13 protein-coding genes and 1 pseudogene are annotated in these 10,694 nt (G+C 71.0%); 8 read left to right on the top strand and 6 right to left on the bottom strand.

Annotated features, from left to right (window positions below; genetic code table 11):
• Positions 1 to 106: 106 nt before the first annotated feature.
• Positions 107 to 1,018 carry a 5'-3' exonuclease gene (locus tag ACWEOZ_RS43610; protein WP_451916553.1) on the bottom strand — a complete coding sequence of 304 codons (912 nt, stop codon included), beginning with the start codon at positions 1,016 to 1,018 and terminating at the stop codon, positions 107 to 109.
• A 93-nt stretch (positions 1,019 to 1,111) separates the two neighbouring features.
• Between ACWEOZ_RS43610 and ACWEOZ_RS43605 the strand changes: the two genes are divergently transcribed.
• Entirely contained in the window at positions 1,112 to 2,254 is a 1,143-nt protein-coding gene (locus ACWEOZ_RS43605; protein ID WP_451916552.1) for an acyl-CoA dehydrogenase family protein, read from the top strand.
• A 43-nt stretch (positions 2,255 to 2,297) separates the two neighbouring features.
• Positions 2,298 to 2,762 carry an Lrp/AsnC family transcriptional regulator gene (locus tag ACWEOZ_RS43600; protein WP_360552003.1) on the top strand — a complete coding sequence of 155 codons (465 nt, stop codon included), beginning with the start codon at positions 2,298 to 2,300 and terminating at the stop codon, positions 2,760 to 2,762.
• A 144-nt stretch (positions 2,763 to 2,906) separates the two neighbouring features.
• Here ACWEOZ_RS43600 and ACWEOZ_RS43595 read toward each other — a convergent pair whose 3' ends face one another.
• Together ACWEOZ_RS43595 and ACWEOZ_RS43590 are read right to left on the bottom strand one after the other, a co-directional pair.
• Positions 2,907 to 3,395, bottom strand: coding sequence for a hypothetical protein (locus ACWEOZ_RS43595; RefSeq protein WP_451916551.1), 489 nt, complete (start codon positions 3,393 to 3,395; stop codon positions 2,907 to 2,909).
• A 4-nt stretch (positions 3,396 to 3,399) separates the two neighbouring features.
• Positions 3,400 to 4,200 (bottom strand): ArsR/SmtB family transcription factor, encoded by an 801-nt coding sequence (locus ACWEOZ_RS43590; protein WP_451916550.1) that lies wholly within the window; start codon positions 4,198 to 4,200, stop codon positions 3,400 to 3,402.
• 203 nt (positions 4,201 to 4,403) lie between these two features.
• On the opposite strand from ACWEOZ_RS43590, the gene ACWEOZ_RS43585 reads away from it, so the two are divergent.
• Together ACWEOZ_RS43585 and ACWEOZ_RS43580 are read left to right on the top strand one after the other, a co-directional pair.
• The gene (locus ACWEOZ_RS43585; RefSeq protein ID WP_451916549.1) at positions 4,404 to 4,550 is read left to right on the top strand and encodes a hypothetical protein; all 147 of its coding nucleotides are present in this window, start codon (positions 4,404 to 4,406) and stop codon (positions 4,548 to 4,550) included.
• Entirely contained in the window at positions 4,520 to 5,311 is a 792-nt protein-coding gene (locus tag ACWEOZ_RS43580) for a phosphotransferase enzyme family protein (RefSeq protein ID WP_451916548.1), read from the top strand. The genes ACWEOZ_RS43585 and ACWEOZ_RS43580 overlap by 31 nt, the downstream gene beginning before the upstream one ends.
• Here the strand turns inward: ACWEOZ_RS43580 and ACWEOZ_RS43575 are convergent.
• Positions 5,297 to 6,016 carry a class I SAM-dependent methyltransferase gene (locus ACWEOZ_RS43575; RefSeq protein WP_451916547.1) on the bottom strand — a complete coding sequence of 240 codons (720 nt, stop codon included), beginning with the start codon at positions 6,014 to 6,016 and terminating at the stop codon, positions 5,297 to 5,299. The genes ACWEOZ_RS43580 and ACWEOZ_RS43575 overlap by 15 nt on opposite strands.
• 132 nt (positions 6,017 to 6,148) lie before the next feature.
• On the opposite strand from ACWEOZ_RS43575, the gene ACWEOZ_RS43570 reads away from it, so the two are divergent.
• Entirely contained in the window at positions 6,149 to 6,340 is a 192-nt protein-coding gene (locus ACWEOZ_RS43570) for a CsbD family protein (RefSeq protein ID WP_366152002.1), read from the top strand.
• Between the two features lie 93 nt (positions 6,341 to 6,433).
• On the opposite strand, the gene ACWEOZ_RS43565 is transcribed toward ACWEOZ_RS43570, so the two are convergent.
• Positions 6,434 to 6,715, bottom strand: coding sequence for a hypothetical protein (locus tag ACWEOZ_RS43565; RefSeq protein ID WP_451916546.1), 282 nt, complete (start codon positions 6,713 to 6,715; stop codon positions 6,434 to 6,436).
• On the opposite strand from ACWEOZ_RS43565, the gene ACWEOZ_RS43560 reads away from it, so the two are divergent.
• The gene (locus ACWEOZ_RS43560) at positions 6,692 to 7,507 is read left to right on the top strand and encodes a helix-turn-helix transcriptional regulator (protein WP_451916545.1); all 816 of its coding nucleotides are present in this window, start codon (positions 6,692 to 6,694) and stop codon (positions 7,505 to 7,507) included. The genes ACWEOZ_RS43565 and ACWEOZ_RS43560 overlap by 24 nt on opposite strands.
• Before the next feature lie 58 nt (positions 7,508 to 7,565).
• On the opposite strand, the gene ACWEOZ_RS43555 is transcribed toward ACWEOZ_RS43560, so the two are convergent.
• Positions 7,566 to 8,942 (bottom strand): KamA family radical SAM protein, encoded by a 1,377-nt coding sequence (locus tag ACWEOZ_RS43555; RefSeq protein ID WP_451916544.1) that lies wholly within the window; start codon positions 8,940 to 8,942, stop codon positions 7,566 to 7,568.
• A gap of 131 nt (positions 8,943 to 9,073) precedes the next feature.
• Between ACWEOZ_RS43555 and kdd the strand changes: the two genes are divergently transcribed.
• The gene (gene kdd, locus ACWEOZ_RS43550; RefSeq protein WP_451916543.1) at positions 9,074 to 10,111 is read left to right on the top strand and encodes an L-erythro-3,5-diaminohexanoate dehydrogenase; all 1,038 of its coding nucleotides are present in this window, start codon (positions 9,074 to 9,076) and stop codon (positions 10,109 to 10,111) included.
• Between the two features lie 5 nt (positions 10,112 to 10,116).
• Positions 10,117 to 10,599: pseudogene (locus ACWEOZ_RS43545) on the top strand (amidohydrolase family protein); the annotation flags it as partial.
• Positions 10,600 to 10,694: the final 95 nt, after the last annotated feature.

Genomic DNA, 10,694 nt, shown 5'->3' with positions numbered 1-10,694 from the left:
GTCGCAGAGCCGTGATCGCGAGGCCAAGCTGAAGAAATATGCCGAGGTCGGCATCCCCTCCTATTGGATCGTCGATCCACTTGCCGAGCGCGTGAGGCCTGCGGGGTCAGCCCGCGAGGGCGTCGACCAGACGCCGCGCCGATCCCGCCAGGTTCCACCGCTCGGCCAGCGCGAGCAGCGCCTCCGGGTCCTTCGGCGAGGTGGGCAGCGCCGGGTCGAAGTCGGGCAGCTTCACGTCGAGCGCGACCTTGCAGACCGGCAGGGCAGCCGCCAGATAGTCCCGGGCCGCGTCGAGCTTGGTGCGCAGGCCCGGGGCGAAGCCGGCGTCCTTGTCGTCCAGCGCGGCCAGGATCTGCTCGATGCCGCCGTAGCGGGCGATCAGCCGGGCGGCCGTCTTCTCGCCCACGCCGGGCACGCCGGGCAGGCCGTCGCTCGGGTCGCCGCGCATCGCCGCGAAGTCCGCGTACCAGCGGGCCGGGACGCCGTACTTGGCCTCGACCGCGGCGTTGTCGCTGTCCTCCAGCTTGGCGACGCCGCGGCCACAGTAGAGCAGGCGGGTGCCGCGGGTGTCGTCGACGAGCTGGTACAGGTCGCGGTCGCCCGAGACGACCTCGACCGGTGCGGGCTGGGTGGCGGCGAGGGTGCCCAGGACGTCGTCCGCTTCGTACCCGGAGACGCCGAAGGCCGGGATGCCGACCGCGGCCAGGACCTCGAGCAGGACCGGGACCTGCTTCTCCAGGGCCGACGGCACTTCCTCGACGTCGCCGTGGGCGACGCGGTGCTTCTTGTACGACGGGACGAGCGCGACCCGCCACGCCGGGCGCCAGTCGGCGTCCAGCGCGCAGACCAGGCGGTCCGGGTGCCGGGTGCGGATCAGCTGGGCGATCATGTCGAGGAAGCCGCGGATGGCGTTGACCGGCTCACCCGCCTGCGTGCGGGCCGCGGACTCGGGGATGCCGTGGAACGCGCGGAAATACAGGCTGGGGGCGTCGACCGCCAGCAGAGGTCGCTGAGTCACGGGTCCCAACCTAGTGCCAACCACCGACACTTCCTCCGGCCGCGCCGGGGCCGGAGGCTGACGGGAAACCAAACGACCGTTAAGCTGGTTGGTGTGACGGTCGAGCGGATGCTGCCAACGGACGAGGCGTACGAGTTGCTGGGCCTGACCCGGGAGATCGCCGACGGCGAGCTGGCCCCCCGGGTCGCCAAGTACGAGCAGGAGGGCCTGTTCCCGCGCGACGTGCTGCGGACGGTCGGCCGCGCCGGGCTGTTCGGCCTGCCCTACCCGGAGGCGGACGGTGGCGCCGGTCAGCCGTACGAGGTCTATCTGCAGGTCCTGGAGATCCTGGCCGGCTCCTGGCTGGCCATCGCCGAGGCCGTCAGCGTGCACACGCTGTCGTGCTACCCGATCTCCGCGTACGGCAGCGAGCGCCAGCGCAAGTCCCTGCCGGACCTGCTCGGCGGTGACCTGCTGGGCGCGTACTGTCTCTCCGAGCCCCAGGGTGGCTCCGATGCCGCGGCCTTGACCACCCGGGCGGTGCGCGACGGCGACGACTGGGTCGTCACCGGCACCAAGGCCTGGATCACTCACGGCGGGCAGGCCGACTTCTACAACATCTTCTGCCGCACCGGCGGTCCCGGCCCGGCCGGGATCTCCTGCATCGTGGCCGAGGCCGACACGCCCGGTATCCTGCCGCAGCTGCCGGAGAAGACGATGGGCCTGCGCTCGTCGCCGCCGGCCCAGATCGTCTTCGACGGCGCCCGGGTGCCCGTCGAGCGCCTGGTCGGCGAGGAGGGCCAGGGTTTCCGGATCGCCATGCAGGCCCTGGACGCCGGCCGGCTGGGCATCGCGGCCTGCGCGGTCGGCCTGGCCCAGGCCGCGGTCGACTACGCCGCCGGGTACGCCCGCGAGCGCATGCAGTTCGGCCGGGCGATCGCCGAGTTCCAGGGGGTCGGCTTCATGCTGGCCGACATGGCCACGCAGGTCTCGGCGGCCCGGGCGCTGCTGCTGAACGCGGCCCGGCTCAAGGACGCCGGCCGGCCGTTCTCGGTGGAGGCGGCCAAGGCCAAGCTCTTCGCCACCGATGTGGCCATGCGGGTGACCACGGACGCGATCCAGGTGCTGGGCGGGGCGGGCTACGTCAGCGACCACCCGGTGGAACGCTGGTTCCGCGAGGCCAAGGTGCTGCAGATCGTCGAGGGCACCAACCAGATCCAGCGCCTGGTCATCAGCCGATCGCTGACCCGCGGCTGAAACGGGTTCGATACCGGGCGGCCACGACCGGTATCTTGTCGCGGTGGAAGAGATCGACCGGGCGATCGTGGGCGCCCTCACCGTGGACGGCCGGCTGTCCTACACCGATCTCGCGGAGCGGGTCGGCCTGAGCGTGTCGGCGGTGCACCAGCGGGTACGCCGGCTGGAGCAGCGCGGCGTGATCAGCGGATACACGGCGAAGGTGTCGTACGAGGCGCTGGAGCTTCCGCTCACGGCCTTCGTGGCGATCCGGCCGTTCGACCCGTCGCAGCCCGACGACGCGCCGGAGCGGCTGGCCCACCTGTCGGAGATCGACTCCTGCTACTCGGTGGCGGGGGAGGACTTCTACCTGCTTCTGGTACGGGTGGCGAGCCCGGCCGACCTGGAACGGCTGCTGCAGGAGATCCGGACGGCGGCGAACGTGACGACGCGGACGACGGTGGTGCTGAGCACGCCGTACGAGAACAGGCCGCCGCGGATCGCTCCCGCCGCCAAGCCGGAGGCATAGTGTCCTAGGACGCCGTAGGGGGTGTGCGGCGGCACGCCGGTGACGGCGGAGGGGTCCGGCCCGGCCGCGGAGCCTGCTTCGCCGATCCGCGTTACGGGGTGGCGTGGATGTAGGTCACGTACACGAAGGCCGGCTCGGCGACGGTCATGGGTTGTCCTCGGTCGGGAGCAGGGCCAGGAGTTGCCGGGTGTGGCCGGGTAGTTCCACCTCGGCCAGGCCCGTGATGATGTCTCGCAGGGTCACCGGGCCGTTGACCAGCGCGGTGTTGTGCGACAGGAGCAGCGCGGGCACCGACGTGTCGAGTTCGGTCCCGCTCAGGGTGGGGCCGGCGAGGGTGCACAAGGCCTTTCCCTGGCCGCGGATGCGTTCCCGCAGTCCCGCGGTGCCGCCGGCGAGGGAGATGACGCGGTTGATGGTCCAGGCGTCCTGGGCCAGGCGGTTGTCGTAGGTCGTGGTGGCTCCCGCGGCAACTGCGGCGGCGGTCGCGATGGTGGCGGCGGTGACGAGGGCGACGTGGGCCAGGATCTCGTCGGCGTTCCATTCGCCGGGCGGTGGTGCTTCGGCGGCCCCGGCAACGGTGGTGGCGGCGTCCAGCAGGGCGCCGTAGGCGGCGGTGAGCGCGGTGGTGTCCATCGGCTCAGTTGTGCGCCGGGGACATGTCCCAGGGCGCCTGGGGGAGGACGTCGCCCGTTTCGAGCAGGGACTTCAGGTTGGCCAGGACGGCGGGCCAGCCCCGGGAGATGCCGCCGTGCATCTCGAGGTTGGCCAGTTTCTCGTGGGTCACGGTCAGGCGGACGATGTCCTGGTGCGGCTCGACCAGGAACGTCACCACCGACGGTTCCCTGGTCAGCTGCTCCTCGGGCACGTCGTCGAAGGTGATGACCAGGCGGGCCGGTGGTTCCGCCTCGAGCACCCGGCCGACGACGTCGACGACGCCCGAGCCGTCGGTGCGCCGGTGCTCCCAGGGGGAGCCGGGCTGCCAGTCGGAGACGTTGGCGTGCCCCCAGTAGCGCGCGGTGAGGTCCGCGTCGGTCAGGGCCTGCCACACCTGTTCGGCGGTCGCGCGGATGTAGGTGGTGTAGGCGTAGGTCGGCACTTCTGCACTCATGGCGTACTCCTCTGCCTTGTTCTTGATCGCGTCGAGCGCCCGCAGCCGGGGCTTGTCGAAGCCGGAGATCCAGCGCTGCTCGATCTCGTGGATGGGGCCCGGGTTGAGGTAGTGCAGCCGTTCGCGCCCGCGTCGCACGACGGTCACGAGGTTGGCCGCCCGCAGGAGATCGAGGTGCTGGGTCGCGGACTGGCGGGTCATCGCCAGGCGGTCGCACAGCTCGCGCAGGGTCTGGCCGTTCTGCGCGCGCAGGCGGTCGAGCAGCAGCCGGCGGGTCGGGTCGGCCAGTGCTTTGAAGACCGGGTCCATGGCTGCTGGTTCGGGGGTCACGGCGACCATTATGCAGGCAATCACCTGCATGTTGTCAAAGTCCCAGCTCATCGCCCCGGGAAGCAACGTCCTAGGATGCCTTACGCGCGGTGCGCCCCACCACACCCAGAACGCCGCCTACGGCGACCCACCTCGACAAAGAGCGATTGTGGGGAGTGGTCGGGGCGCCTAGCCTGGAGCTCGTGGAGAACAAGGAGCGTGCCGTGCGCAGCCGAGAGGAATTCCGGCAGCTGCCTCCGAGGATCACGCCGGAGCAGATGATTCCTCTGCAGGCCGTGCTGCACCTGCGGCAGGACCCCCGCGAGGGCACCACCGACGAGTGGCGTATCCGGCTGGGCTGGACGGCCTGACCACCGCCCCGGACCGCGAGGAGCCTTTGGCCGGCGGCAACGTAGCCGCGTCCGTGGTCCGCTCGGGTTCCACCGTGCGCAAGCCCTGGACGTCTGCCACACCTTCCGTGCATGCGTTCCTGCGTCACCTGCACGCCAAGGGCGTCGCCGGCGTCCCGGCGGTGCTCGGCCGCGACGAGCAGGGCCGTCAGGTGCTGGAGTTCGTGCCCGGCCGGCAGGGCGAGTCGGCGCCACCCATGACCCTGGCGGAGCTCCGCAGGCTGGGCGCCATGGTCCGGACGATCCACGACGCGTCCACCGACTTCGTGCCGCCGCCCGGCGCCCGGTGGGACGTGGCGATCCCACCGGACGGCGCCGACCTGGTCTGTCACCAGGATCTGGCCCCGTGGAACCTGATCCGCGACGGCGACACCTGGACCTTCATCGACTGGGACGCCTCGGCCCCGGGCACCCGCCTCTGGGACCTGGCCTACCTCGCGCAGACCTTCGCACCGCTGGTCGCCGGCGGTGATCCGGAGGCTGACGCGCCGCGGCTGCGGGCGGTCGTGGACGGCTACGACCTCGACGCCGCGGGCCGGGCCGCCCTGCCCGGCAAGCTCGTGGTTCGTACCCGGGCGATGTACGACCTGCTGGCCGACGGGTCCAGGACCAGAGCGCAGCCCTGGGCCCGGTTGTGGACCGAGGGCCACGGCGTGCACTGGGGTGGCGCGGCCGACTATCTCGCCGCGCACCTGCCGGTGTGGCGCTCAGCGTTGCGGTAGGTCCGCCCGGGCGCACTCGGTGACGTAGGGCAGGGCGAACGTGTCGCGGCCGGCCAGGGCGGGGTGGGTGGCGGTCAGTTCGCGGACGGCGTCCAGCACGGCGGCCCGTTCGTCCTCGCCGAGCAGGATGATGTAGCTGCGGGAGGCGACCAGGTCGAGGAGCCGGTCGAGGGTGATCTCGTGGGTCCAGGTGAATTCGCGGATCTCCACGGGACCGAACAGGGTCCCGAAATCGGCGCGGCGGTGATCTTCGGGGGAGTGGATGAGCTCGCCGAGGCGGCGGACCCAGTCCTCGCGTTCGTCGCGCAGGTTCCAGATGAGGCCGAGCCGGCCGCCGGGCTTGAGGACGCGGGCGGCTTCGGGGACGGCCCGTTCGGGGTCGACCCAGTGCCAGGCCTGGGCGCAGAGGACGGCGTCGGCGCTGTGGTCGCTCAGCGGGATGGCTTCGGCGCTGCCGGCCAGGGCCGGCACGTCCGGCAGGACGCGACTGAGCTCGGCGCGCATGCCGTCGGAGGGTTCCACCGCGGTGACCTGCAGGCCGCGGTCGCGGATCTGGCGGGTGAGTTTGCCGGTGCCGGCGCCCAGGTCCACGACGTGGCCGGCCCCGGCCGGCAGGAGCCAGTCAAGAGCTTCGGCGGGGTACGGGGGCCGCCCGCGCTCGTAGACGGCGGCGGCGAGTCCGAAGGAGGAGGCTTGATCGTTCATGACCAGGATCCTAGGACGCTTTACACGCGGTGCGCCGTCCCACCCGGAGTGAGCTGTGTTTCAAAATCGAGCCCTTCGGGCACCTTTTCACCAACAAGAACCATCAAGTTCGAGTCTTCGGAAAGGTTGACGATGAGCTTCACGGACAAGGCCAAGAACAAGGCCGAAGAGCTGACCGGTAAGGCGAAGCAGGGCATCGGCGACGCCACGGACAACGAGCGGCTCATCGCCGAGGGCCAGGCGCAGGAGACCTCCGCACACGCCAAGCAGGCCGGCGAGCATGTCAAGGACGCGGGCAAGGACGTCCGCGACGCCTTCAGCTGATCCGGCCCACAGCGAGGCCCCCGGGACGACGGTCCCGGGGGCCTTTTGTGTGCGCTGTTATCGGGCACTCTCGGGTTCCGGATGGTGTCCGGCCTACCAGGGAAGGACACCATCCCGGTTGGTCGCCGTACCGGTCGGCGTCTTGTCGCCGAGGGTGGCGATCCGCACGGCCGCGTCCGTTCCGTCCTGCACGCTGTGGCCGAGTCCGCCGGTGAAGTCCGTTGCTGACTGTCCGGGGTCGACGGCGTTGAAGCGGATGTCGGGGATGGTGCGGGCGTACTGCATGGTGAGCATGGTGACCGCGACCTTGGAGGAGCCGTACGCCGCCAACGGGTACTGCGACTCGGTGAGTTGCTCCGCAGCCGGCGCGAGCACCTCACACCCGCCGATGTCGGGTTGGAGTCCTTCGGCCGGCGTCGTACGGCTGGGCTACGGCGCGAGGAGCTCGCGCAGCTGGCCGGCGTGAGCGTCGACTACATAACTCGTCTCGAGCAGGGGCGGGCCCGCACTCCTTCTCAGCAGATAGTTGCCGCGTTGGCCCGGGCGCTGCAGTTGACCCGCACCGAGACGGCCCTGCTGCACCGGGCCGCCGGTCTGACGGCCCCGGCGTCGGGGACCGTCTCGCATCACATTCCGGCTGGGGTGCAGCGGATGCTGGCCCGCATGTCGGATCTGCCGCTGGCGGTGTTCGCCGCTGACTGGACCCAGCTGGCCTCGACGCCACTGTGGCAGGCGCTGTTCCAGGCCCCTTCCGTGGCGGCTGACCCGAATCAGAACCTGCTCGTGCAGGCGTTCGTGGACGACAGCATCAGCGGGGTCGCGACGGCCCATGGTGGTCCGGACGCGTTCGAGCGCGCGCTGGTGGACGACCTGCGGCGTTCCGCCGCCGACTACCGTGAGGATCCCCGGTTCCGGGCGTTCGTCGCGGACCTGCGGGCGCGCAGCCCTCGGTTCGCCGCGCGGTGGGACGAGGGGCGGGCGGCGGCCCATCAGAGCATGGTGAAGACCGTGCACAACCCGGTGGTGGGTGACGTCGTGCTCGACTGCGACGTCGTCGTCGTGCCGGCCTCCGACGTCAAGGTCGTCATCTACTCGACGTCAGAGCGGGGTGCCGACGCGGAGAAGCTCGAGTTTCTCCGGGTGAGCGCCGTGCGGGCGATGCGGTGAATGCCGGTTCCCTGGTGATCTTCACGGGTCGCTGACCCGGGAGCTGCGGTCGCCGGGCCTACTGGCCGGCCTGCTGCTTGAGCCACCACTGCTGGCCGGATTCGGGCAGGGTGTCGATCGGGTCGTAGTAGGCGTGGAGCTTGTTGAGGGCTTCGTCGTCGGTGGCCTCGATGGACGTGCGGTAGTTCTTCGTCCAGTAGGAGATGCCGTGCTCGCGGTCGTACTCGGCGAGCATGTGGACCCAGCGCTTGCCGACGAAGGGGACGTCGCAGACGATCCGCGGGGTGGCGTAGCCGGGCAGGTAGCCCATCATGTCGTGCTGGAGCTGCTGGGCGTACCAGACCGGGACGCGCCAGTGCTCGGCGTTGGGGATCATGTCGCACATGTAGAAGTAGTACGGCAGGATGCCGGCTTCGCCCTGCAGGCCGAAGCAGAGGTCGAGCAGGTCGGCGGTGGTGGCGTTGACGCCGCGCATGAGCACGCCCTGGTTGCGGACGTCGCGGACGCCGACTTCGAGCAGCATGCGGGCGGCCCGGGCGACCAGCGGGGTCAGCGAGTTCACGTGGTTGACGTGGGTGTGCACGGCGAGGTTGACGCCGCGGCGTTCGGCGGTGATCGCGACGCGGTTGAGGCCTTCGACGACGTCGCCCTGCAGCCAGTGCTGGGGCAGGCCCATGAGGGCTTTGGTGGCGAGCCGGATGTCGCGGACGGTGGGGACCGAGAGCAGGCCCATCAGGTAGGTCTCGAGTTGTTTCCAGGGGACGTTGGCGACGTCGCCGCCGGAGACGACGACGTCGCGGACGCCGGGGTGGGCCTTGAGGTAGGCCAGGTGGGCGTCGTAGCGGTCGACGGGCTTGAGGGTGAGTTTGAGTTTGTCGACGGTGGGGGTGTTGTTGCCGACGAGGTCCATGCGGGTGCAGTGGCCGCAGTACTGGGGGCAGGTGCTGAGCAGTTCGGCCAGGACCTTGGTGGGGTAGCGGTGGGTGAGGCCTTCGGCGACCCACATGTCGTGCTCGTGCAGGGAGTCGCGGGTGGCGTGGGGGTGTGAGGGCCAGTCGAGGTGGCGGTCGGTGGCGACGGGGATCATGTAGCGCCGGATCGGGTCGGCGTAGAACGACTCCGTGTCGGGGGTGCGGTCGGGCACCATGGTGTTGAGCATCTGGGGCGGCACCAGCATGGACATGGTGGCCAGGCGCTGCATGTCGGTTTCGAGGTCGGCGTAGAAGCGGTCGTCGAGCAGGTCGCCCATGACCTTGCGGAGCTGTTTGACGTTCTTGACGCAGTTGACGCGTTGCCACTGGGCGGATTCCCACTGGGCGGTGGTGATGTCGCGCCAGCCGGGGAAGCGGGTCCAGTCGGGTTCGACCAGCGGGCGGCGCTGGTAGTTGTAGGGCTGCCCGGCCGCGGTGGCCGCGTCGTTCTTCAGCTCGGTCACGGGGGCCTCCTGGGGTCGGGGAGCGAACTGGATCGACGATACTGGAGAATCTGCGGTCTAGTAACTGTCGCCCCGGAGGATTTACGGTGGGACGACCGCACGGCAAGTTGTTTCTTGTGAGGATGGTGGGCATGTCGTTTCCCGTGGGTCTGTCTCGGGTGGTCGAGCCGGTCGGTGTGCTGCCGCAGGCGGCGTGGCGGCTGGACGCGCGCCCGGAGCTGGGCGCGGACGAGGTGCGGATCCGCCTGGAGCGGCTGAATCTGGACGCGGCGAGCTTCCGGCAGTTGTCGGGCAAGCATGGCGGGGACGGCGCGGCGGTGCGGGCCGAGGTGCTGGAGATCATCGGTACGCGGGGCAAGATGCACAACCCGGTGACGGGTTCGGGCGGCATGCTGATCGGGGTCGTCGACGAGGTCGGGCCGGAGTCGCCGTTGCCGGTGAAGGTGGGTGACCGGGTCGCCACGCTGGTGTCGCTGACCCTGACCCCTCTTGTCGTGACCGACGGGCTGGCCGGCTGGGACGGTCTGAGCGAGCAGGTGCCGGCGGCGGGCCACGCGATTCTGTTCGGCCGTTCGGTGGTGGCGGTGCTGCCGGATGATCTGGCTCCGGAGCTGGCCCTGGCGGTGTTCGACGTGTGCGGGGCGCCGGCGTTGACCGACCGGGTGGTGCGCGGGCACGCGGCGGCCGGTCCGGTGTCGGTGGCGGTGCTGGGTGGGGCCGGGAAGAGCGGGTCGCTGGCGTTGACGGCGGCGCGGCTGGCGGGCGCGCGTACGGTCGGGGTGGTCGTGTCGGACGCCGAGCGTGACGCGCTGCTGGCGGCCGGTCTGGCCGATCACGTCGCGGTCGCCGACGCCCGGGATCCTCTGGGCGTGTCGTCGGCGGTGGTGGCGGCGCTGGGTGAGCCGGCGACGGTGACGGTCGTGTGCGTGGACGTGCCCGGCTGTGAGCACGGGGCGATCCTGGCGACCGCGGCCGGCGGCACGGTGATCTTCTTCTCGATGGCGACCAGTTTCCCGGCGGCGGCGCTGGGGGCCGAGGGCCTGGCGGCGGACGTGACGATGCTGATCGGCAACGGGTACGTGCCGGGGCATGCGGCGTTCGCGCTGGATGTGGTGCGGCGCACTCCGGCCGTGCGGGCTCTGTTCGAGGCGCGGATCGCGGCACACTGACACTCATGATTTCCCCCTCGGTGGTGTATGCGAACGGTCGGTTCTACTCGGCGGCGGACCCCCGCGCGTCGGCGATGCTGGTGCGCGACGGGCGGATCGCCTGGCTGGGCGCGGCGGCGGACGCGCCGTCGGCGGACGTGACCGTGGACTTGGACGGCGCGCTGGTGACGCCGGCGTTCGTGGACGCGCATCTGCACGCGACGGACACCGGGCTGGCCGCGGACGGGCTGGATCTGTCCGGGGTGCGGTCGGCGGCGGAGCTGCTGGCGGCGGTGTCGGCGTTCGCGCGGACGCGGCCGGTCGACGGGGTGGTGCACGGGCACGGCTGGGACGAGTCGACGTGGGCCGAGCAGCAGCCGCCGTCGGCTGACGAGCTCGAGCGGGCCGGCGACGGCCGGCGGGTGTATCTGTCGCAGGCGTCGGTGCATTCGGCGCTGGCGTCGCGGTCGTTGCTGGCGGCGTGCCCCGGCATCGAGGGGGTGCCGGGGCGCCGGTGTGCGCCGCCGTGTCGATGAACCACAGGTTCCAGTTGATCGTCATGGTCTGCCGCGGGTAGAACTTGCCCGAGTGGTCGCCGACCAGC

The sequence above is a fragment of the Actinoplanes sp. NPDC004185 genome (assembly GCF_053603475.1).
Note: the sequence above shows the minus strand (reverse complement) of the source record. Positions and strands in the feature narration are given on the sequence as shown.

Coding starts and splice junctions, on each gene's coding strand:
- ACWEOZ_RS43595 (WP_451916551.1), bottom strand. CDS start 3,395: ATGGACACCACCGCGCTCACCGCCGCCTACGGCGCCCTGCTGGACGCC.
- kdd (WP_451916543.1), top strand. CDS start 9,074: ATGTCGTTTCCCGTGGGTCTGTCTCGGGTGGTCGAGCCGGTCGGTGTG.
- ACWEOZ_RS43570 (WP_366152002.1), top strand. CDS start 6,149: ATGAGCTTCACGGACAAGGCCAAGAACAAGGCCGAAGAGCTGACCGGT.
- ACWEOZ_RS43575 (WP_451916547.1), bottom strand. CDS start 6,016: ATGAACGATCAAGCCTCCTCCTTCGGACTCGCCGCCGCCGTCTACGAG.